Raw genomic sequence first — 21,755 nt, 5'->3', positions numbered from 1 at the left:
CATCGTTTGTCGCTGCTCCTGCCGCCGGGTGACATCCGGCGGCAGGCCGGACGCGGCTTCTGCAGGATCAGCTGCCCTCGAGGAAGCTCTTCAGCTTGTCCGAGCGGGACGGGTGGCGCAGCTTGCGCAGCGCTTTCGCCTCGATCTGGCGGATGCGTTCACGGGTGACGTCGAACTGCTTGCCGACTTCCTCCAGCGTATGGTCGGTCGACATCTCGATGCCAAAGCGCATGCGCAGCACCTTGGCTTCACGCGGCGTCAGCGAGTCGAGCACATCCTTGACCACGCCGCGCATGGAGGCATGCAGCGCAGCGTCGGACGGTGCGAGCGTGTTGTTGTCCTCGATGAAGTCGCCAAGATGGGAATCGTCGTCGTCGCCGATCGGCGTTTCCATGGAAATCGGCTCCTTCGCGATCTTCATGATCTTGCGGATCTTGTCTTCCGGCATTTCCATCTTGATTGCCAGCGTCGCCGGATCCGGCTCCGCACCGGTCTCCTGCAGGATCTGGCGGGAGATGCGGTTCATCTTGTTGATAGTCTCGATCATGTGCACCGGGATGCGGATGGTGCGTGCCTGGTCGGCGATCGAGCGGGTGATCGCCTGCCGGATCCACCAGGTTGCATAGGTCGAGAATTTGTAGCCGCGGCGGTATTCGAACTTGTCGACCGCTTTCATCAGGCCGATGTTGCCTTCCTGGATCAGGTCGAGGAATTGCAGGCCGCGGTTGGTGTACTTCTTCGCGATGGAGATCACGAGACGCAGGTTGGCCTCGGTCATCTCGCGCTTCGCCTTGCGTGCCTTCATCTCGCCCGCAGCCATCTTCTTGTTGATGTTGCGCAGGTCCGGCAGCGGCAGGACGACCCGCGCCTGGAGGTCAATCAGCTTCTGCTGCAGTTCCTTGATCGCCGGGACGTTGCGGCCGAGGACGGCGCTGTAGGTGTGGTTGCCTGCGACTTCGGCGTCGATCCAATCGAGATTGGTTTCATTGCCCGGGAAGACCTTGATGAAATGGGCGCGCGGCATGTTGCAGCGATTGACCGCGACATCCAGGATCTGCTTCTCGATATGGCGCACCTCGTCGACCTGTCCGCGCAGGGTATCGCACAGCTTCTCGACGAACTTGGCAGTAAAGCGGATGCTGAGGAGTTCGTTGGAGATGGTCTCCTGGGCCTTGACGTAGGGCTTGGAGTTGTAGCCTTCCTTCTCGTAGGCCTTGCGCATCTTGTCGAACTGCGAAGCGATCTCGGCGAACTTGGCGAGCGAATCGCGCTTGAGCTGCTCCAGCTGTTCGGCGGAGAATCCGGCTGCGCCGCCGTTGGCGTTGCCGTCCTCTTCCTCTTCTTCGCCCTCCTCGCCGTCCTCGTCGTCCTCGTCGTCGTCCGCGGCAGCGGCAACAGCGACCGGCGCGCCGACTTCCTCGGTGGCGTTCGGATCGACCAGGCCGTCGACGATCTCGTCCACCTTGGCCTCGTCGCGCTCGATGCGGTCGGCGGCGGCAAGGATCTCGGCGATCGTGGTCGGGCAGGCGGAGATCGCCTGGATCATGTCCTTCAGGCCCTCCTCGATCCGCTTGGCGATCTCGATCTCGCCTTCGCGCGTCAGCAGCTCGACGGAGCCCATCTCGCGCATGTACATCCGGACCGGGTCGGTGGTGCGGCCGAAGTCGGAGTCGACCGTCGACAGCGCCGCTTCGGCAGCGGCCTCGGCGTCGTCGTCGTCATTGGAGGCAGTGGCGACGCTGTCGGACAGCAGCAGCGTCTCGGCATCCGGGGCCTGCTCGTAGACCGCGATGCCCATGTCGTTGAACGTGCCGATGATGCCGTCGATCGCTTCGGGATCGACGATGTTCTCCGGCAGGTGGTCGTTGATTTCGGCGTAGGTAAGGAACCCGCGGTCCTTGCCGAGCTTGATCAGTGTCTTGAGCTTCTGGCGGCGCTGCTCGAGCTCCTCTTCCGAAGCTTCCGTGTCGGACGAGAAGGCGTCCTTCAGCAGCGCCTTCTCCTTGGCCTTGCGGTCCTTTGCCTTGGCCTTGTCGGCGGCTTTCAGCTCGGCGCGCTCGACCGCGTTCAGTGCGGCGACTTCATCGTTCTCGGGCTGGAAATCCTTGGGCTTGCGACCGCGGCGGCCAGGCACCTTGACCGCCGGCAGGACATAGCCGGAAGTGTCGATCGCCGCCAGGGCGGCAGCGTCGGTGGTCTGGCTGACCGCCATCACCTTGGTGTCGGCCCGGTTGTCGGCCGGCGCCGCCTTGGGCTTCGTTGCAGTCTTCGATTCGGTTTTCTTGTTGGTCACGGGTGCTTTCGGTTTCTCGGGAGCCGGCTTGGCAGCCACTCGGGATGAAGGTTTCGCAGCGGACGGCTCGGCCGTCTTCCGCACTACGGCGTCAACTGATTTCGTCGCAGGCTTGCTTGCCACCTTGGCTGGCGCCTTGGCCTTGCTTGCGGGAGCAGCTGCCGTCTTCTTGACGGCAGGCTTTGCCATCGACTTTGCCGGAGCCGGTTTAGTTGCAGCCGGTGCCGCTTTTTTTGCAGCAACAGTCGGTTTCGCGGATTTTTTCATTGCGTTTGCCATGGAATCAATACCAAAGGATTGCTCTCGTGCGCCGAGTGAATTCAGCTTGTTCTGGACTGGCCTGAAGCCGGTCCGGCATTCGCCCGCGCGACATGTTTTCCCGATTCTCCCGCTGCGCCAGAAGCGCCGCGAAATTCTCTAAGACCTTGAATCAAAAGCTTTTAATGATACCACAGCAAGCAAGGTTTCTCCAATTTAAAGGCCGCCGCTCCATTCAACGCGTCGTTGTTTCGACCTCAGCTTGCCGCCGGAGTTGCTCCTGTTGCTGCATCAACTCGCGGTACCTTGCCTGCGCTTCCTCGGTGGCGAGGCCGGTTGTTGCCAAACGGTCCAGTTCAGCCTTCAATACTTGCATTCTAGTTTGGCGTACCGCGCCGGCAAGCTCCAGCCGGGCGACTTCCGGGTCCGACTCCGCGTCCGCGGCGATCTCCGCGATGAGGGTGTCGAAGTCCGAACCCGCTGCCCGCAGCTGCTCGGCGAGATTCGCAAATCCAGCCTGTTCGCCCAGGGCATGACAGGCATCGAGCAGCTGCATCAGCATCGCCGCATTATCCGGGGCAAGCTGGGCAACCGCGCCGAGGGCAGTCTCGTCCAGCATGGCGGCCAGCGAGGGATGCGCGACCAGCAGGCGCATCATCTGCCGCTCCAGGCCCATTGGCGGCGTGCGTCGCGCCTTGGGCGGCGCCACCTTGGTCCGCGCGACCGGCTGTGCCAGGTCGAACAGCGCCTCGATTTCGGCCGGTGTCGACTGCGTCAGCTGCGCCAGGCCGCGCACGATCTGCAGGCGCAGCGCCGACGGCGGCATTGCCTGCAGCATCGGCTTGGCCTCGAACTGCGCCCGCGCACGGCCTTCCGGCGTTGCAAGGTCGCAGTCCTGCGACACTTCCTTCAGCAGGAATTGCGACAAGGGCATGGCGTCGCGCACCTGCTGCTCGAAGGCAGCCGCCCCGTACTCGCGCACGTAGCTGTCCGGGTCATGCTCGGCGGGGAGGAACAGGAACTTCAGCGTCTTGTTGTCCCCGGCATGCGGCAGGCAGGCGTCGAGCGCGCGGCGAGCCGCACGGCGTCCGGCGGCGTCGCCGTCGAAACTGAAAATCACGTGATCGGTCTGCCGCAGCAGCTTCTGCACGTGGGTCGGCGTGCACGCCGTACCCAGTGTCGCCACGGCCTGCGGAAATCCAAGCTGGGCCAGCGCGACGACGTCCATGTAGCCCTCGGTCACCAGCACGTAGCCGGCCTCGCGTATCGCTTGGCGGGCCTCGAACAGTCCGTACAGCTCATGACCCTTCTGAAATAAGGGTGTTTCCGGCGAGTTCAAGTACTTCGGTTCGCCGGTCTCCATTACCCGACCGCCGAAGCCGATCACCTGCCCCTTGGTATTCCGGATCGGGAACATGATGCGGTCGCGGAAACGGTCATAGCGCTTGCCGCCACCCTCCTCCTCGCTGCGGTCGATCACGAGGCCGGATTCGACCAGGGCATTGTTGCCGTAGTCCGGAAATACCATCCGGAGATTGTCCCAGCCGCCTGGCGCGTAGCCCAGCCCGAAACGGGCGGCGATCTCGCCGGTCAGGCCACGCTTCTTCAGGTAGGTCACGGCGCCCTGCGCCTGGCGCAACTGCTGGCGGTAGTAGTCGCAGGCCTTGCTCATGACGTCGGACAGGGCGACGCTCTTTGCCTGCGCCTCGGCGCGCAGCGCGGGGGGAATGCGGTCTTCCTGCTCCGGGACCGTCATGCCGACGCCCTGCGCCAGGTCCTTGACGGCCTCGACGAAGCCGACGCCCGAATATTCGATCAGGAATCCGATGGCGGTGCCGTGCGCGCCGCAACCGAAGCAATGGTAGAACTGCTTGGTCGGGCTGACGGTGAAGCTGGGGGACTTTTCGTTGTGAAAGGGGCACAGCCCCATGAAATTGGCGCCGCCCTTCTTCAGCTGCACATAGCGTCCAACGATATCAACGATATCGACGCGGTTGAGCAGGTCCTGGATGAATGATTGTGGAATCACGGCGGCGCTTGAAAACGGATTACCCGGGATGCGGACGATGAAACCATGGCAGCATTGCTGTTGGGAACAACCCTACCACGGATTCCGCGCGCGGGCTTGGAGGCGACCCCGGGTTCGCCCGCCCGCGTCGCCTTTCGGTCACGCCTGGGCGGTAAGCGCACGCTTGACCAGGGCGGAAACCGTGGTCATGTCTGCGCGTCCGGCCAGCTTCGGCTTGAGCACGGCCATGACCTTGCCCATGTCCTGCGCGCCCGCGGCACCGGTCTCGGCCACCGCCTCGGCCACGGCGGCGGAGATCTCGTCGGTGGAAAGCGCAGCCGGCATGTAGGCTGACAGCACGTCGAGCTCGGCCTTCTCGATGTCGGCCAGGTCCTGGCGTCCGCCCGCTTCGAATTGCGAAATGGAATCCTTGCGCTGCTTGATCATCTTTTCAATGATGGCCAGTACATGGGTATCGGTGAGTTCGATGCGTTCGTCCACTTCCTTCTGCTTCATGGCGGCGGTCAGCAGGCGGATCGTGCCCAGCCTGGCGCTGTCCTTCGCGCGCATTGCAGCCTTCATGTCTTCGGTGATTTGCTCTTTCAGGCCCATTCTTTTCTCCAGGATTGACGGTGTTGGCCGCAGCTGTACGTCAAATGCCAAAACCCGCTGCGGGGACAGACCGGAGCGGGTTCGCATATTGCCGCACGCTGTGTGCGGCAGCAGACAAATCAGTAGAGCTTTTTCGGCAGCTGCTGGCTGCGGATGCGCTTGTAGTGGCGCTTCACGGCAGCGGCGAGCTTGCGCTTGCGCTCTGCAGTCGGCTTCTCGTAGAACTCACGCGCACGCAATTCGGTCAGCAAACCGGTTTTTTCGATGGTGCGCTTGAAGCGACGCATGGCGACTTCGAACGGCTCGTTTTCTTTAAGGCGAATTGTGGTCATGTAAACTCAACCGAGGGGTTTTTAGGGAAAGTCGACGAGTATACCAGCAAGTCAAGTGAAAGCAAAGCTTCACCGCGCCCTGTTGCCAATGCCGGGCAGGATTATCAGACCGACAAGCCAGCCGCCACGCCCGACGACCATGCCCACTGGAAGTTGTAGCCGCCCAGCCAGCCGGTGACATCGACGGCTTCGCCGATGAAGTGCAGGCCCGGCGCCTTGGCAGCCATCATGGTTTGCTGCGACAACTCCCTCGTGTCGACGCCGCCCCGCGTCACTTCCGCCTTGCGGTATCCCTCGGAGCCGTTGGGCACGATGCTCCAGCGGTTGAGCGATTCGCCGAGCCTGCGCAACTGCTTGTCCGGCATGTCAGCGATGCGGGTATCGGCGCGGAAGCCGTTGGCCGCCAGCCAACCCTCTGCCAGCCGGGCCGGCAGCCACTGCGAGAGCAGGTTTGCAAGGTTCTTCTTCAGCGTGGCTTTGCCTTCGATCAAGACGGACGCCACATCGGTTTCAGGCACCAGGTCCAGGGCCAGCGATGCGCCCGGCTCCCAGAAACTGGAAATCTGGAGTACCGCCGGTCCGGAAAGGCCACGGTGGGTGAACAGCAGATCCTCCCGGAACTGGGCTTTCGACTTCTTCTCGCCGGTTTCGATGTCGACTTCCAGCGCTATCCCGGCCAGCGGAACGAAAGGCGCCCAGGCTGCGGTGTCGAACGTCAGCGGCACCAGTGCCGGCCGGGGTTCGACCAGCTTGAGGCCGAACTGCTTCGCCAGGCGGAAGCCGAAGTCGGTAGCACCGATCTTGGGTATCGACAGGCCGCCGGTTGCAACGACGACACTTCTTGCGGAGATGACGCCGCCGTCGGTCTCCAGCCTGTAGTGCTCGCCTTCCCTGCCCACAGCGGCCACCTTGCAGGGCATGCGCCAGGACACGCGGCCGGCGTCGCATTCTGCCTTGAGCATGTCGATGATCTGCTCGGCGGACTGGTCGCAGAACAGCTGGCCCTTGTGCTTTTCATGCCAGCCGATGCGGTAGCGCTTCACCAGCGCAAGAAAATCCTGCGCGGTGTAGCGCGACAGCGCGCTGCGACAGAAATGCGGGTTCTGCGATACGTAGTTCTGGGGGCCGGCCTGCAGGTTGGTGAAATTGCAGCGTCCGCCGCCCGAGATGCGGATCTTTTCGGCGAGGCGGGTCGCGTGGTCGATCAGCACGACGCTCCTGCCCCGCTGCCCGGCGACTGCAGCGCACATCATGCCGGCGGCGCCGGCACCGATCACCGCTACGTCAAACTGATTGTTCATGGCTTGCCTGAATCCTGGGAAGCCGTGATTGTAAGCGCTGGGCCAAAAAAAACGGCCGTCACGCGGACGGCCGGAAAAATCCCTTGGGGATCGGAGGAGAGAAATGCATTCGTTACGACAGCTGCGCCGCCGCCGGAGATGCCAGCAGCAGGGCCGGCGAGGCGCAACGCACCACCTCGCCGATCACGATGATGGCGGGACTGCCGAAGCCGGAGGCTGCCAGCGCAAGCGGGAGTTCTCCCAGCGTGGTCAGCCGGTGTGCCTGCTCAGGCGAGGTGGCCGCGCGCACCAGTGCGACCGGCGTCGACGGCGCCTTCCCCCCCGCGAGCAGCGCAGCCTGGATGTGCGCGCAGCGTGCGACACCCATGTAGACCACCAGCGTCATGTCCAGTTTTGCCAGCGTGTGCCAGTCGGGTTCGGCTTCGCTGCTCTTGCCGTGGCCGGTGACGAACACGGCGCCCTGGCTCCAGTCCCGGTGGGTGAGCGGCACCCCGATCGACGACGGCGCCGCCAGGCCGCTGCTGATGCCATTGATGACGTCGACCGCGATTCCCTTCGCCATCAGGTGGGCCCGCTCTTCGCCGCCGCGTCCGAAGATGAAGGGATCGCCGCCCTTGAGGCGGACCACGCATCGCCCGGCACGCGCTTCCGCGACCATCAGCCGCTCAATGAATGCCTGCGGGGTCGAACGGCAGCCGCCGCGCTTGCCGACGTGGACGATGCGGGCGCCGGCGCGTGCGTGGGCGAGGACTTCCGGGTTGACGAGATCGTCCACCAGCAGCACGTCCGCGGCGCCGATGGCCCTGGCCGCCTTGATGGTGAGGAGTTCGGGATCGCCGGGGCCGGCGCCCACCAGGTATACCTTACCCGCCTCGGTTTTCGCTTCCATGCGATGCCGCCTGCTTTGCCTGTAGATGCCCTGCCACATGCAAGCAGTGTTCCACCTGCTGCGCGATCGGTGCGGGTACCGGTTCCTGCCCCAGCAGCGCGCGTTCAATCCAGCGGGCGGTGGTGCGTGCATCGCTTTCGTGCGGCAGCGGGGGAAGTTCATCCACCGGCTCCTGCTTCTGCACCAGGACCGTGCGCTGGTGGTCATGGAACCATTCGATCTGCTGTGCCCGCTTGGCGTTGGCGACCGTCTCGCCTTCCGTGCCGCGCATCAGGAAGGCGGCGCCGCGGCCTGCCGGCACGGCGGTGGCGAAGTACTCGCCCAACATCTCCAGGTATTCCGGATGCGTGTAGGAGGTGAGCCGCAATGCGGGGCCATGAAAAGGCTGCAGCATCTTCACCAGCGTATGTGTGGAGTTGCGGACACCGAGCACCCGGCGCAGCCCGAGCAGGCGCGCCATGCGCGGCGCCAGCGCCGCAATCGGCATGAATACCGGGCGGCCCTCGCCCATGGCCTGTTCCGCCTGGCGCACGTCCGCCGCGGGCGCGTGCCCGAGCTCGCGCAGGATCTCGGCTGTCGTGACGCGGCCGGGGTCGGATTCGACGCCGTGGATGAACACCGGGGCGCCACGGCGGGCAAGCAGCAGCGCCAGCAGCGGCGTCAGGTTCGGCATCTGGCGCGAGCCGTTGTAACTGGGGATGACGATGGGCGCGCATGCGGCCGCGGGCGCATGCAAACGTTCGAACGACAGTTCGGCGGCGTCGAGGAAGCCGGCGATCTCTTCGACCGATTCGCCCTTGATGCGCATGGCAAGCAGGATGCCGCCGAGTTCGAGGTCGGATACCCGGCCGTCGAGCATGGCGCTGTACAACTGGAAGGCGTCGTCGCGCGTCATGCTGCGCGCGCCTTTGCGTCCGCGTCCGATCTCCTTGATAAAGCGGGCCGCGAGGAAGGGTTCGGGTGTCTGTGCAGTCATGGGGTGAGAGGGTACTACGAAGCGACCGGCAGGTGCAGGCCCTCGCCCTCAGGCAGCCGCGCGCGCCGGTCGCTGCAGCACGGCAATCTTCTTCAGCTCCGGCACGCAGGATCCGCAGTTCGTGCCGCACTTCAGCCCGGCCTGCAACGCGGCCACCGCGGCATCGGGCGAATCGTCGCTGCGCCAGTCGTGCCGGGCGAGCGCCTCGCCAATCTCGGATTCGCTGACGTTGAAGCAGTTGCAGACGACACGTCCGCGGGCCTTGAATCCCTGCGGTGCCCGTGCGGACGGCATCAGCAGCAGCCGGCCGAGGTCGGCCACCGGCTGCTGGTTTTCCAGGTATTCCTTCAGCCAGTGCTCGGCGGCAGTGTCGCCGGCCAGCGCCACCGCCGCCAGCCTGCCGTCGCGCAGGAGAATATGGCGGGCATTGCCGCGCCGCCGATCGTCGTAGCGCAGCACGTCCGCACCGGAAATGCCGAAGCGCTGCTCGATGTCCTGCACCAGCCCCGCGTCGGCCGGGTAGTCGTCCGCGGCGCGGAACAGCACGCCGGTCCGCTCCCTGCCGAAGAGCGTGCACGACGCATAGGCGAATTTCCGCATCGCCGGCCGCAGTGCGGACTGCAGCGCGATCGCCTGCGCCGGGTCGACCCAGCCGAAGACAAGCAAGCGCCAGGGCAGTTCGGCCCTCAGGATCTTCGCCGCGGCATGCTTGAGCTCCGGCTGCCTTGAATCGGGGCAGAACGTTCCCAGCGTCAGCGTATTGACGCCGAAGCTGCCATTGCCGTCGCTGCCCCGTCCTGAAACATGTTCTTCGCCCCAGTGCATGCCGATGAACGCCTGCCCGCTGCGGATCTCGTCGCTGGCGCGTACCGGCAGGATCTGCGAGCCGCGGCGCGTGGTGACATGGGCCAGATCGCCGTTGGCGAGAAAACGCCGCGCCATGTCGTCGGCGGAAAGCATGACCGCCGGCTCGGCTGCATGCGAGAACAGCTGGGCAACGGTGCCGGTGCGGCTCATCCCGTGCCAATGGTCGCGCAGCCGGCCCGTGGTCAGCCGGAACGGAAACCGGGCGTCGACCGGTTCCGCCACGGGCCGGAAAACGGGATCCACAAACCTGGCGCGCCCGCTCGGCGTGGTGAAGACGCCGTCCTCGTAGAGCCGTTTCCTGCCGCTGGACGCGCCCTCGGGGAACGGCCATTGCTGCGGCCCCTGCTGTTCGAGGATGGCGTAGGAGAGACCGGTGATGTCCAGATCACGGCCGCGGGTGGTCTCGCGATGCTCGTTCCAGATCTGCTCGACGTCCTGGTAGGGAAACATGCTGCGTGCGCGGCCGAGCAGTTGTTCCGTGCGGCGCGCGAAGTCCGTTACGATCTCCCAGTCGTGCCGGGCTTCGCCCGGCTTCGCCAGCGCCGGCTTGCAACGGCTGATGCGGCGTTCGGAATTGGTGACCGTGCCCTCCTTCTCGCCCCAAGTGGTGGCCGGGAGCAGCACGTCCGCATAGGGCACGGTCGCGGTGGTGCCGTAGGCTTCCTGGACAATCACCAGCTCCGCCCTCGCGAACGCTTCGCGCACCAGCTTCTGGTCGGGCAGCGACTGGGCGGGATTGGTGCAGGCGATCCATAGCACGCGGATCTCGCCGGCGCGCACGGCCTCGAACATCTCGATGGCGGTCTTGCCGGGACGCGCCGGCACCTCGTCGATGCCCCAGAGCCGCGCGACTTCGGCCCGGTGCTCCGGATTGGCCAGGTCGCGGTGACCGGACAGCAGGTTGGCCATGCCGCCGACCTCGCGCCCGCCCATGGCATTCGGTTGTCCGGTCAGCGAAAATGGCCCGGCCCCGGCTTTGCCGATCTGTCCGGTCGCGAGATGCAGGTTGATCAGTGCCGCGTTCTTGGCGGTCCCGGAGGACGACTGGTTGAGGCCCTGGCAGTAAAGCGACAGCGACGCCCGGGACGCGCCGAACCAGCGCGCTGCCTGGAGCAGGTCCTCCTCGCGGATGCCGCAGACGCGGGCGACATGCTCCGGCGTATGGCCGTGGATGGTCGGCAGGATACGATCGAAGCCGTCGGTGTGCTGCGCGATGAACCGGGTGTCGACGAGTCCTTCCCGCAGGCAGATATGGAGCATGCCGTTGAACAGTGCGACGTCGGTGCCTGGCAGGATGGGCAGGAACAGGTCGGCGTCGCGCGCAGTATCCGTGCGGCGCGGATCGGCGACGATCATCCTGACCGCGGGCCGTCGCCGACGGGCTTCCTCGATGCGCCGGTAGAGCACCGGATGGGCATAGGCCGGATTGGCGCCGACGATGAAGATCGCGTCGGCCTCGTCGACATCCTCATAGCAGGCCGGCGGCGCATCCGCGCCCAGGGTCTGCTTGTAGCCCGCCACCGCGCTGGACATGCACAGGCGCGAATTGGTGTCGATGTTGTTGGTGCCGAGCAGGCCCTTGGCCAGCTTGTTGAACACGTAATAGTCTTCGGTCAGCAACTGTCCCGAGATGTAGAAGCCGATGCTGTCCGGGCCATGGCGCCGCGCGACGTCGGCGCATCGCCTTGCGATGAGATCCATCGTCACATCCCAGCTTGCGCGTTCGCGCGGCATCGACCGCGACAGCCGCAGTTCCGGGTGGAGCACCCGGGCCTGGCGCTGCAGCAGCGGATCGGCAGTCAGGTGCAGGGTGCTGCCCTTGGTGCACAACCGGCCGAAATTGGCGGGATGGTCCGGATCGCCGCGCACGCCGACGACCTTCCCGCCATCGCTCTGCACGATCACGCCGCAGCCGACACCGCAATAGCAGCAGGTCGTTCTCGTCTCCCGCAGTCCGCTCATGCCGCCTCGGCCTCGCCGCGATTGAGTTCCGACAGGTCGAGATGGACCGTGCCCTGCTCCACTTTCACGCTGAAGATCTGGGTGCAGCCGACGTCCGGCTCCACCGCGCAGCCGGAATCGAGGCCGATGTTCCAGTTATGCAGCGGACAGGCGACGCGGTCGCCGAACACGATGCCCTGCGACAGGGGACCGCCCTTGTGCGGGCAGCGGTCGAGCAGCGCGAAGACCTTGTCTTCACTGCTGCGGAAAATGGCCACGGGTGGCTGCGCGCGCCGCTCGACCACGCGGGCGCCGAGCACGGGGATGTCTGCGAGCTTGCAGATCGCCTTCCATTGTTGCGACATGATGACTCCTCAAGGCTGGTTCAGTTTCGGCATGCCTGGCGCACGCACTTATGCGGCGCGCACGCGGCGTGTGTGCGGCGCCTACAGGACGATCGGCTGGAACTGGCGCGCGTCCACCTGCGCCTTTTCCTGCTCGTGCCAGGGATCGGGCTCGCCGTCGAGAGAAAACAGCAGGCGGTCATACAGCGCCTTGCGGTTGTCGGCATCCTCCAGCACCTGCCGCTTCACATGCTCGAGTCCGACCCGGCCGATGTAGTGCACGGTGCGCTCCAGGTACCAGCCTTCCTCGCGGTACAGCTGCAGGAAGGCGCCCGCGTACTCCAGCACTTCCTCGTGCGTCTTCAGCTTGACGAAGAAATGGGCCACCTCGGTCTTGATGCCGCCATTGCCGCCGACGTAGATCTCCCATCCCGAGTCGACGCCGATGACGCCGACGTCCTTGATGCCGGATTCCGCGCAGTTGCGAGGACAGCCGGAGACCGCGATCTTGACCTTGTGCGGCGCATACATCTTCCACAGCGCACGCTCCAGCTGCTTGCCCATCAGGGTCGAATCCTGGGTGCCGAAACGGCACCATTCGGAACCGACGCAGGTCTTCACCGTGCGCAGCGCCTTCGCGTAGGCATGGCCGCACGGCATGTCGAGTTCCTTCCATACGGCCGGCAGGTCTTCCTTCTTTACGCCGAGCAGGTCGATGCGCTGGCCGCCGGTGACCTTCACCGTCGGGATCCTGAACTTGTCGACCACGTCGGCAATCCTGCGCAGCTCGCCGGCCGTGGTCTCGCCGCCCCACATGCGGGGGATGACCGAATAGGTGCCGTCCTTCTGGATGTTCGCATGGGCGCGCTCGTTGATATAGCGCGACTGCGGGTCATCCTTCGCTTCATGCGGCCAGGTGGAAATCAGGTAGTAGTTGAGCGCCGGCCGGCAGCTGGCGCAACCGTTCGGCGTGCGCCACTCCATGAATTGCATCGCGGCCCCGATGCTCAGCAGGCGGTGCTTGCGTATCGCGTCGCGCGCCTCCTGGTGGCTGCGGTCGGTGCAGCCGCACATCGGCTTAGCGGTCTTTGAGGTGGAGTAGTCGCCCCCGGCGGTGAACATGATGATCTGCTCCACCAGCCCGGTGCAGGAACCGCAGGATGCCGAGGCCTTGGTGTGCTTGCGCACGTCCTCCAGCGTGAACAGACCCTTCTCCTTGATGGCCTTGACGATGGTGCCCTTGCAGACGCCGTTGCAGCCGCAGACCTCTGCGGCATCGGGCATCGCCGCCGCCTTGGTGAAGCCTTCGTGGCCGACATCGCCGGGGCGGCCGGTGTTGGCCTCGCCGAACATCAGCGTGTCGCGGATGCCGGCAATGTCCTTGCCTTCCCGGATCATGCTGAAATACCAGGCGCCGTCGACGGTGTCGCCGTACAGGCAGGCGCCGACCAGCTTGTCCTGCCTGAGCACCAGCTTCTTGTAGACGCCGCCGATGGGATCGGACAGCACGATTTCCTCCGTGCCCTCGCCGCCCATGAATTCGCCGGCCGAGAACAGGTCGATGCCGGTCACCTTCAGCTTGGTCGAGGTAACCGATCCCTGGTAGCGACCGATGCCGAAGCTCGCGAGATGATTGGCGCATACCCGCGCCATGTCGAACAGCGGCGCCACAAGCCCGTAGGCCGTGCCGCGATGGTTGACGCATTCCCCGACCGCGTAGATGCGCGGATCGTAGGTCTGCATGGTGTCGTTCACGACGATGCCGCGATTGCAGTGGATGCCGGCCGATTCGGCCAGCGCGGTATTGGGCCGGATGCCGACCGCCATCACGACCAGCTCCGCCGGCACCTCCACGCCGTCGGTGAAGCTGATCGCCCTTACCCTGCCGTCCTCGTCGCCGAGCAAGGCCTTCGTGTTCTTCTCGAGCAGGAACTTCAGGCCGCGGTCTTCCAGCGATTTCTGCAGCATTTTTCCGGCGACCGGATCGAGCTGCCGCTCCATCAGCCAGTTCGGCAGGTGCACCACCGTCACATCCATCCCGCGCAGCTTGAGCCCGTTCGCCGCTTCCAGCCCGAGCAATCCGCCGCCGATCACGACCGCATGCCGATGCACGCCGGCTGCGGCGATCATCGCGTTGGTGTCCTGGATATCCCGGTAGGCGACCACGCCCTGCAGGTCGTTGCCCGGCACCGGCAGGATGAAGGGATTGGAGCCGGTCGCCAGCAGCAGCCGGTCGTATTGCGCCGTGGTGCCGTCCTCGGCGATGACCAGGCGCCTGGCGCGGTCGATCTTCGCGACCTTCTTGCCGAGGTGGAGCGTGATGTGGTTCTCCGCATACCAGTCCACATCATTGAGCATGATGTCCTGCAGGGTCTGTTCGCCGGCGAGCACCGGCGAAAGCAGGATGCGGTTGTAGTTGGCGTGCGGCTCGGCGCCGAACACGGTGATGTCGTAGATGTCGGGCGCCACCTTGAGCAGTTCTTCAAGCGTGCGTACACCGGCCATGCCGTTCCCGACCATGACTAACTTCAGCTTCTTCATCAAAGCTCCTTCGTGCGCGGCCTCGCCATTGAAGCCGCATGAGTGGAATCCGCCACGGGTTTAGCAAGACCGGTGCCAGTGCCAAATCACGCCAAAGTGCGCCCGCCTGCACCGGCGAACAGCGGCGGCGCACCGCGTCGGTGCCTGCGCTGCCGCTTTCAGGTGCGGCATGCCGCAGATTCGTCCGCATCGTGCACGCCAGCGGATGGCATGGCGCTTGCACCATGCGCATCGGATTCCTCTTCCAGGTGCAAAGGAGCATCGTGAAAACAACGTCGTTTTGGCGGGCCGGCCACACGCCGACCCTGTTCGCCGCCTTCTTCTATTTCGATCTCAGCTTCATGGTGTGGGTGCTGCTCGGCCCGCTCGCCGTGCAGATCTCGAACGACCTCGGCCTCACCGCCGCACAGAAGGGCCTGATGGTCGCCACGCCGCTGCTTGCGGGCGCGCTGCTGCGGATCGTGATGGGCGTCCTGGTGGATCACCTGAAGCCGAAGAAGGCCGGTTTCATCGGCCAGGTGATGGTGATCGCTACGCTCGCCTGGGCATGGCTGGGGCAGCTCCGGCACTATGAAAACATGCTCATCCTCGGCATCCTGCTCGGCTTCGCCGGCGCGGCCTTCGCCGTTGCATTGCCGCTGGCGTCGCGCTGGTATCCGCCGGAACACCAGGGCACGGCGCTCGGGATTGCCGGGGCCGGTAACTCCGGCACCGCCTTCGCCGCGCTGTTCGCGCCTTCGCTGGCGCTGATGTTCGGGTGGCAGCAGGTTTTCGGCCTGTGCTTGATTCCGCTCGGCGTCGCACTGCTGGTCTATGTCGTGTTCGCGAAGGATGCGCCGTCCGCGCCGCCCCCGAAATCACTGGTCGAATACCTGCACGTACTGAAGGACAAGGACGCATGGTGGTTCATGTTCTTCTACAGCGTCACCTTCGGCGGCTTCTCCGGGCTCGCGTCCTCCCTGGCCATCTACTTCAACGGCCAGTACGGGCTGTCCCCGGTCAATGCGGGCTACTTCACCGCGGCCTGCGTCTTCGCCGGCTCGCTGGTGCGCCCGCTCGGCGGCATCCTTGCCGACCGCATGGGCGGCATTCGCACACTGTCGCTGATGTACCTGCTGGCCGGCCTGTTCCTGTTCATCGCCAGCCTGGGCATGCAGTCCTACGTGGGCGCGCTGGCGGTGTTCGTGCTCGCCATGCTTGCGCTGGGCACCGGCAACGGCGCCGTGTTCCAGCTGGTGCCGCAACGCTTCCGCAAGGAGATCGGCGTGATGACCGGGCTGGTCGGCATGGCCGGCGGCGTCGGCGGCTTCTACCTGGCCTCGAGCCTCGGCTATTCCAAGCAGGTCACCGGCAGCTATCAGCTCGGGCTGACCATCTTCGCCGCACTCGCGGTCGCCGCGCTGGTCGGCCTGCTCTCGGTCCGCGCCCGGTGGCGCACCACCTGGGGCAGCGCCGCGATGACGACCGCCAGGATCTGACCGAAACGTATATGCTTGGGCGGCGAGGCGACGGGTAAGCGAATGGCGCGGACCGCCGCCTCCCACGGCGTCCATCCATTGCAACCGGAATCCCATGCCACTTCTGATCTGCACCGGGCACGCGACAGGCGCCGGCCAGCGCGAGCGCAACGAAGACTTCGTCGGCATGGTCACGCCGGCCGGGCCGGCGCTGGCGTCGAAAGGGCTGCTCGCGGCCGTCGCCGACGGCGTGTCGGGCAACGAGGGCGGGCGCCAGGCGGCCGAGTACGCGGTGCGCGGTCTCCTCGCCGACTACTACGCGACGCCGGACACCTGGCCGGTCACGCAGGCGCTGGACAGGGTGATCCAGGCCATCAACAACTGGGTGCAGCGACAGGGCGCGGTACGGCGGGAACTGGCTGGCATGGCGACGACGCTGACTGCGGTGGTGTTGCGCGGCACCTGGTACTACTTCGCCCATGTCGGCGACACCCGTCTCTACCTGTTGCGGGCTGGCGTCCTCACCCGCCTGACGACCGACCATGTCTGGGACCGGCCCGAGATGCGCCACGTGCTGACGCGCGCGGTCGGCCTGGATGCACGGCTGGCGATCGACCACGGCATGGGCGAACTGCGCGCCCGCGACGTACTGCTGCTCGCCTCGGACGGCGTCTGGGGCAGCATCTCCGACTACGATCTCAGCCACATCCTGTCGGCCTGCGCGCTCGGCAGCCAGGCCGCGGAAGCAGCAGCCCAAACGCTGGTCGCGACGGCGCTCGATGCCGGCTCCCGCGACAACTGCAGCGCGCTGGTGCTGCGGGTGGATGCATTGCCGGAAGAGAACCTGCGCGACGCCGTGTCGGGCGCGCAGCATCTTCCGGTGCCGCCCCTCATGAAGCCGGGACAGGAACTGGATGGCTACCGGATCGAATCGGTGCTGCACGCGTCGCCGACCACCCTGCTTTACCGCGTCAACGATCTCCGGACACAACGTACGCTCGTGCTCAAGACGCTGCAGCCGGACCGGGGCGCCGATCCGCATGAGCGCTCGGCGTTCGCCCACGAGGAGTGGCTGGCCAAGCGGGTGGTTGCGCGCTTCTTCCCGCAGGTGATCGTGCCGGAGCAGAAGAACTACCTGTACTACCTGAGTACCTGGCACGAGGGCCGCAGCGTGCAGCAGCAGCTCGACAGCGGCGGGCATTTCACCGTGCCGGAGGCTGTCAAGATCGGCGAAAGGCTGGCGCGCGCCATCGGCGCCCTCCACCGGCGCAGCATCCTGCACCGCGACGTGAAGCCGGACAATGTGCACCTCGGCGCGGACGGCGAGCTCCGGCTGCTCGACCTCGGCGTCGCGCTCTCCGGCCTCGAGCACGAGAGTGCGCTGGCTGCGCCGCAGGCCGGCACGCCCTCGTTCCTCGCGCCGGAACAGTTCGACAATGCGCCGCCGTCGCGCCAGACCGATGTTTATGCGGCCGGCGTGACCTTGTACCAGGTGCTCACACGCCACTATCCTTACGGCGAGATCGAGGCGTTCCAGCGCCCGCGCTTTGGCGACCCGGTGGCGCCGACGCGCTATCGGCCGGAAATTCCGCAATGGCTGGAGGATGTCGTCCTGAAGGCGGTCGCCCGCGATCCGGTGGACCGCTTCGAGACCGCGGAAGAGCTTTTGCTGGCGCTCGAACGCGGCGCCAGCAACCCGCCGGCCGCCCGGCAAGCGATGCCGCTTGCCCAGCGCGACCCGGTCGCGACCTGGCGGGCGGTGGCGGCGGTGTCGATCGTGCTCAACCTGCTGATGCTCTACCTGCTGATGCTGCGCTGAGAAAAAGCGGCGCCGGCCTCGACCGGCGCCCAAGCCGGTTCCCCCGGCCCGTGCCCCCTGTTGCCCCTGTTGCCTCCCGTCGCTTCTGTCGCCGTATTTCAGGCGGCTTCCCTGGCTGCCGGATGCGCCTGCCGGTGATACAGGAACTCCAGCACCGCGGTGCGGTAGGCGGAATACTGCGCGTCGTGGGCCAGCGCCACACGGTCGCGCGGACGTCCCAGCTTCACGTCGACGATATCCCCGATGGTCGCCGCCGGGCCGTTGGTCATCATCACGATGCGATCCGACAGCAGCACCGCCTCGTCCACGTCATGGGTCACCATCACCACCGTCGAGCCGGTCTTGGCGACGATCTTCAGCAGTTCGTCCTGCAAATGGGCGCGCGTCAGTGCATCGAGCGCGCCGAAGGGCTCGTCCATCAGCAGCACCTTCGGCTCCATCGACAGCGCGCGCGCAATGCCGACACGCTGCTTCATGCCTCCCGAAATCTCGTGCGGCCGCTTCTGCTCCGCATGGTCGAGGCCGACCAGTTCCAGCGCCGCCTTCGTGCGCTCCTTCAGCCTCGTCCTGGTCTCGGTGCCGCCGAACACGCGTTCCACGGCGAGGTGGACGTTCTCGTAGCAGGTCAGCCACGGCAGCAGCGAGTGGTTCTGGAACACCACCGCGCGCTCCGGCGAGGGACCGGCGATCTCGCGGTTTGCGCACAGCAGCGTGCCACTGCTCGCCTGCAGCAATCCGGCGATCAGGTTCAGCAGCGTCGACTTGCCGCAGCCGGAGTGCCCGATCAGTGTGATGAAGTCGCCCTTGCGCACATTGAGGTTGATGTCCCGCAGCGCGTGGAAGCGTCCCTTCCTCGTCTGGAAGACCATCTCCGCATCCTGGATCTCGATGAATTTCTCCATGCCATCCTCCTAGCTTTTCACTTCTTCATAGGTGAAGGCCCGGGCCAGCGCCACCAGCGCCTGTTCCAGCACCAGGCCGACGACGCCGATCACCACGATCGCGATGATGATGTGCGGGACATTCAGGTTGTTCCATTCATCCCAGACCCAGAAGCCGATGCCCACGCCGCCGGTCAGCATCTCGGCGGCGACGATGACCAGCCATGCGGTGCCGATGGCGAGGCGCACGCCGGTCAGCATGTACGGCAGCACCGAGGGGAACAGGATGCGGGTGAGGATTTTCCATTCCGACAGGTTGAGCACCCTGGCGACGTTCATGTAGTCCTGCGGCACGCGTTGCACGCCGACGGCGGTGTTGATGATCATCGGCCAGATCGAGCAGATGAAGATGGCCCAGATCGCGGCCGGATTCGCGGCCTTGAACACGAGTAGTCCGATCGGGAGCCACGCCAGCGGCGACACGGGCTTGAGCAGGCTGATGATGGGATTGAACATCGACGAGAGGAAGCGGAAGCGCCCGATCAGGAAGCCGAGCGGGATGCCCACCAGCGCCGCCAGCCCGAACCCGGTCCCTACCCGCTTCAGGGAGGACCAGATGTTCCAGCCTATTCCCTGGTCGTTGGGACCGTTGCTGTAGAACGGGTCCGAGAACAGCTTGACCGCGTGTTCCAGCGTCACCGCCGGCGACGGGAAGTTGCTGGTGCTGGTGGCGACGATCTGCCAGACGATCACCAGCAGCGCCAGGCCGATCAGCGGCGGCAGCGCCGCGAGGGCATAGGGCTTCAACTGTCGTCGTGTGGTTGCCGCCGGCGGCGTTGCCGGGGAAAGCGTCCTCGCAGCCGCCTTGCCGGCGGCCGGCGCCGGTTGTTTCAGCGTGTTGTCTATGACTGCACTCATGTCGGCTCCCGGTTACGCGGCCGAAGCGCGGGTCTTGAAGCCGTCGGCATACTTCGCCGGGTCCTTGCCGTCCCAGACGACGCCGTCGAAGAACCTGCTCGACCGCGTGAGCTCCCTGGGCAGGTTGACCTTCATCGCGGATGCGACCTGCCGGTAAAGCTCGACCTGGTTCACCTGTTTGGCCACGTTCAGGTAGTCGGGATGCTCCTTCAGCAGGCCCCAGCGCTTATGCTGCGTCAGGAACCACATGCCATCGGACAGATAGGGGAAGTTCACCGCGCCGTCGTTGAAGAACTTCATGTGGTTCGGGTCGTCCCAGGTCTTGCCCATGCCGTTCTGGTATCTGCCGAGGATGCGCTGGTTGATCGCGTCGACGCTGGTGTTGACGTACGACTTGTCGGCCACCGTCTCGGCCATCTTCAGCTTGTTCTGCAAGCCGGTGTCGATCCACCGTCCCGCCTCGATGATGGCCATCATTACCGCGCGCGTCGTGTTCGGGTACTTCCTGACGAAATCGGCGGTGGTGCCGAGCGTCTTTTCCGGGTGGTCGCGCCAGATGTCCTGGGTGGTGATTGCCGTCACGCCGATGCCGTCCATGATCGCGCGGTGTCCCCATGGCTCGCCGACGCAGAAGCCGTCCATGTTCCCGACCCGCATGTTGGCCACCATCTGCGGCGGCGGGACGGTGATCGCTTTCGCGTCCTTGAAGGGATTGATGCCGGCCGCGGCGAGCCAGTAGTAGAGCCACATCGCATGCGTGCCCGTGGGGAAGGTCTGCGCGAATGTGTATTCGCGCTTTTCCGTCGCCATCAGCCGCGCAAGCGACGGACCGTCGACGGCGCCCTTGTCGGCCAGCTTCTTCGACAGCGTGATGGCCTGGCCGTTGTGGTTCAGGTTCATCAGCACCGCCATGTCCTTTTTCGGTCCGCTGAGACCGAGGTGGACGCCGTAGATCAGGCCGTACAGCACGTGCGCCATGTCGAGCTCGCCGTTGACGAGCTTGTCCCGCACGCCGGCCCAGGACGCCTCCTTGGTCGGCACGATCCTGACGCCATACTTCTTGTCGAATCCCAGCACGGACGCCATGACAACCGAAGCGCAGTCGGTCAGCGGGATGAATCCGATCCTTACTTCTTCCTTCTCCGGCTTGTCGCTGCCGGCGGCCCAGACGCCCTGGGTGGCCAATCCACCGAATGCGCCCGCCGTGACTGCAACGCCCGCCTTGATGAGGGAACGGCGGGTCAAGTTGGTCTTCTCTACTGTTGTCATCACTACCCCATGTGTGGTTACCAAACCAGCAAAAGAAAAGGCGGCCGGACAGTGCGGGCAACAGCCCGCCTGCCTCGGACGCCTTTGTCCGGATGCCCGGCCGCCTGTAGCCGGGGCATCGTCTGATCGCGTCGCCAGCGTTGGCGCGCCGGCTCGAACCTGCAAGCGTTGTGCCAGCCGCGCGGCCTGCGTTTTGCGTGTTTTGCCCTGGATGAGACGGCGGATCGCACCCGATTCGTGCAACGCATCGCGACGGTGCGCCCCGCCGTGCGGCGGGCGTCGGTTCCGTGCACTGCCAGCGCCCGGAAGGCGGGGGAGGCAGAGCCGGAAATGAAGAGGGAAAGCGAATAGGAAGGCGGGAGAGAGAGGTGCGCCGCGGCGCGTCCTACAGAAGGAGGTCGGCGACGTCGAGCATGCGCTGCGCGACTTCGGAAAGCTTCAGGTTCTTGTCCATCGCCAGCCGTCGCAGGCGCCGGTAGGCCTCATCCTCGGTGCAATGATGGCGCTCCATCAGCAGTCCCTTCGCGCGCTCGATGACCTTGCGCTCGGCCAGCTTCAGCTTGGTTTCCGACAGCTCGTGCCGCAGCTTCTGGTCGACCTCGAAGCGCGCCAGGGCCACGTCCATCACGGCCATCACCCGTTCCGCCGACAGGCCCTCGACCACGTAGGCCGACACACCCGCCTCGATCGCCGCATGCATCTTCTGGCGGTCCTTGTCCTGCGTGAAGCAGACGATGGGACGGGGTGCGTTTACCGTGGCGTCGACCACCTTCTTCAGCGCTGCGTCCGACTGCTCGTCGACGATGATCACATCGGGCTGCAGCTGGGCGATCTGCTCGGCCAGGTCGGCGTCCGGCGGCAGCGCGGCCAGGATGTTGTAGCCGTTTTCCAGCAGGCCGATGCGCAGGGCGCGGGCCCGCTCCGCCTGTGCCTGCAACGCGGGCCCTGCGCCCGCAGGGGCGACCAGGGAATTGACGACCACGATCTTCAGCTGTCTCGAATCATTCATACAAAGCCTATCTCCTTTAAAATAGCGCTTTGCAAGAAGC

At 65.5% G+C, this 21,755-nt stretch carries 17 protein-coding genes; 3 read left to right on the top strand and 14 right to left on the bottom strand.

Features of this window, described 5'->3' with window-relative positions; all coding sequences use genetic code 11:
- Positions 1-67: 67 nt before the first annotated feature.
- Positions 68-2,293, bottom strand: a complete 2,226-nt coding sequence (gene rpoD / locus VIM12_RS17240; protein WP_331942954.1) for an RNA polymerase sigma factor RpoD — start codon at positions 2,291-2,293, stop codon at positions 68-70.
- Positions 2,294-2,321: 28 nt separating this feature from the next.
- On the opposite strand from rpoD, the gene VIM12_RS17235 reads away from it, so the two are divergent.
- Positions 2,322-2,714 (top strand): hypothetical protein, encoded by a 393-nt coding sequence (locus VIM12_RS17235; protein WP_331942952.1) that lies wholly within the window; start codon positions 2,322-2,324, stop codon positions 2,712-2,714.
- Between the two features lie 72 nt (positions 2,715-2,786).
- On the opposite strand, the gene dnaG is transcribed toward VIM12_RS17235, so the two are convergent.
- The 9 genes from dnaG to nirB form a co-directional block, all read right to left on the bottom strand.
- A complete protein-coding gene (gene dnaG / locus VIM12_RS17230; RefSeq protein ID WP_331942950.1) occupies positions 2,787-4,580 on the bottom strand; it encodes a DNA primase in 1,794 nt (597 codons plus the stop codon).
- A gap of 138 nt (positions 4,581-4,718) precedes the next feature.
- Positions 4,719-5,171, bottom strand: coding sequence for a GatB/YqeY domain-containing protein (locus VIM12_RS17225; RefSeq protein ID WP_331942948.1), 453 nt, complete (start codon positions 5,169-5,171; stop codon positions 4,719-4,721).
- Positions 5,172-5,290: 119 nt separating this feature from the next.
- Positions 5,291-5,503: a 30S ribosomal protein S21 gene (gene rpsU / locus VIM12_RS17220; RefSeq protein ID WP_005665410.1), complete on the bottom strand. Its 213-nt coding sequence runs from the start codon at positions 5,501-5,503 to the stop codon at positions 5,291-5,293.
- A gap of 104 nt (positions 5,504-5,607) precedes the next feature.
- Positions 5,608-6,804, bottom strand: a complete 1,197-nt coding sequence (locus VIM12_RS17215) for an NAD(P)/FAD-dependent oxidoreductase (RefSeq protein WP_331942896.1) — start codon at positions 6,802-6,804, stop codon at positions 5,608-5,610.
- Positions 6,805-6,916: 112 nt separating this feature from the next.
- Complete coding sequence (gene cobA, locus VIM12_RS17210; RefSeq protein WP_331942895.1) at positions 6,917-7,693, bottom strand: uroporphyrinogen-III C-methyltransferase; 777 nt, start codon at positions 7,691-7,693, stop codon at positions 6,917-6,919.
- Positions 7,668-8,669 (bottom strand): DNA-binding protein YbiB, encoded by a 1,002-nt coding sequence (ybiB, locus tag VIM12_RS17205; protein ID WP_331942894.1) that lies wholly within the window; start codon positions 8,667-8,669, stop codon positions 7,668-7,670. Before ybiB ends, cobA begins: the two co-directional genes overlap by 26 nt.
- 48 nt (positions 8,670-8,717) lie before the next feature.
- Positions 8,718-11,498 (bottom strand): molybdopterin-dependent oxidoreductase, encoded by a 2,781-nt coding sequence (locus VIM12_RS17200; RefSeq protein WP_331942893.1) that lies wholly within the window; start codon positions 11,496-11,498, stop codon positions 8,718-8,720.
- Positions 11,495-11,842 (bottom strand): nitrite reductase small subunit NirD, encoded by a 348-nt coding sequence (gene nirD / locus VIM12_RS17195; RefSeq protein ID WP_331942892.1) that lies wholly within the window; start codon positions 11,840-11,842, stop codon positions 11,495-11,497. Before nirD ends, VIM12_RS17200 begins: the two co-directional genes overlap by 4 nt.
- Before the next feature lie 81 nt (positions 11,843-11,923).
- Positions 11,924-14,362 (bottom strand): nitrite reductase large subunit NirB, encoded by a 2,439-nt coding sequence (gene nirB / locus VIM12_RS17190; protein ID WP_331942891.1) that lies wholly within the window; start codon positions 14,360-14,362, stop codon positions 11,924-11,926.
- A gap of 263 nt (positions 14,363-14,625) precedes the next feature.
- On the opposite strand from nirB, the gene VIM12_RS17185 reads away from it, so the two are divergent.
- Both VIM12_RS17185 and VIM12_RS17180 read left to right on the top strand, forming a co-directional pair.
- Positions 14,626-15,840: a nitrate/nitrite transporter gene (locus tag VIM12_RS17185; protein WP_331942890.1), complete on the top strand. Its 1,215-nt coding sequence runs from the start codon at positions 14,626-14,628 to the stop codon at positions 15,838-15,840.
- 94 nt (positions 15,841-15,934) lie between these two features.
- On the top strand, positions 15,935-17,638 hold the full coding sequence (locus VIM12_RS17180; RefSeq protein ID WP_331942889.1) for a bifunctional protein-serine/threonine kinase/phosphatase: 1,704 nt from the start codon (positions 15,935-15,937) through the stop codon (positions 17,636-17,638).
- Between the two features lie 98 nt (positions 17,639-17,736).
- Here VIM12_RS17180 and VIM12_RS17175 read toward each other — a convergent pair whose 3' ends face one another.
- From VIM12_RS17175 to VIM12_RS17160, 4 genes are all read right to left on the bottom strand, one after another.
- Entirely contained in the window at positions 17,737-18,540 is an 804-nt protein-coding gene (locus tag VIM12_RS17175; RefSeq protein WP_331942888.1) for an ABC transporter ATP-binding protein, read from the bottom strand.
- A 9-nt stretch (positions 18,541-18,549) separates the two neighbouring features.
- A complete protein-coding gene (gene ntrB, locus VIM12_RS17170; RefSeq protein ID WP_331942887.1) occupies positions 18,550-19,437 on the bottom strand; it encodes a nitrate ABC transporter permease in 888 nt (295 codons plus the stop codon).
- A gap of 12 nt (positions 19,438-19,449) precedes the next feature.
- Positions 19,450-20,706: a CmpA/NrtA family ABC transporter substrate-binding protein gene (locus VIM12_RS17165; RefSeq protein ID WP_331942886.1), complete on the bottom strand. Its 1,257-nt coding sequence runs from the start codon at positions 20,704-20,706 to the stop codon at positions 19,450-19,452.
- A 385-nt stretch (positions 20,707-21,091) separates the two neighbouring features.
- Positions 21,092-21,715 (bottom strand): ANTAR domain-containing response regulator, encoded by a 624-nt coding sequence (locus VIM12_RS17160; protein WP_331942885.1) that lies wholly within the window; start codon positions 21,713-21,715, stop codon positions 21,092-21,094.
- Positions 21,716-21,755 lie beyond the last annotated feature (40 nt).

Origin of the sequence: Noviherbaspirillum sp., from assembly GCF_036563305.1 — a bacterium.
In the GTDB taxonomy this organism is placed as follows: Bacteria; Pseudomonadota; Gammaproteobacteria; order Burkholderiales; family Burkholderiaceae_D; genus Noviherbaspirillum.
This window is presented reverse-complemented; position numbering and strand designations above follow the sequence as displayed.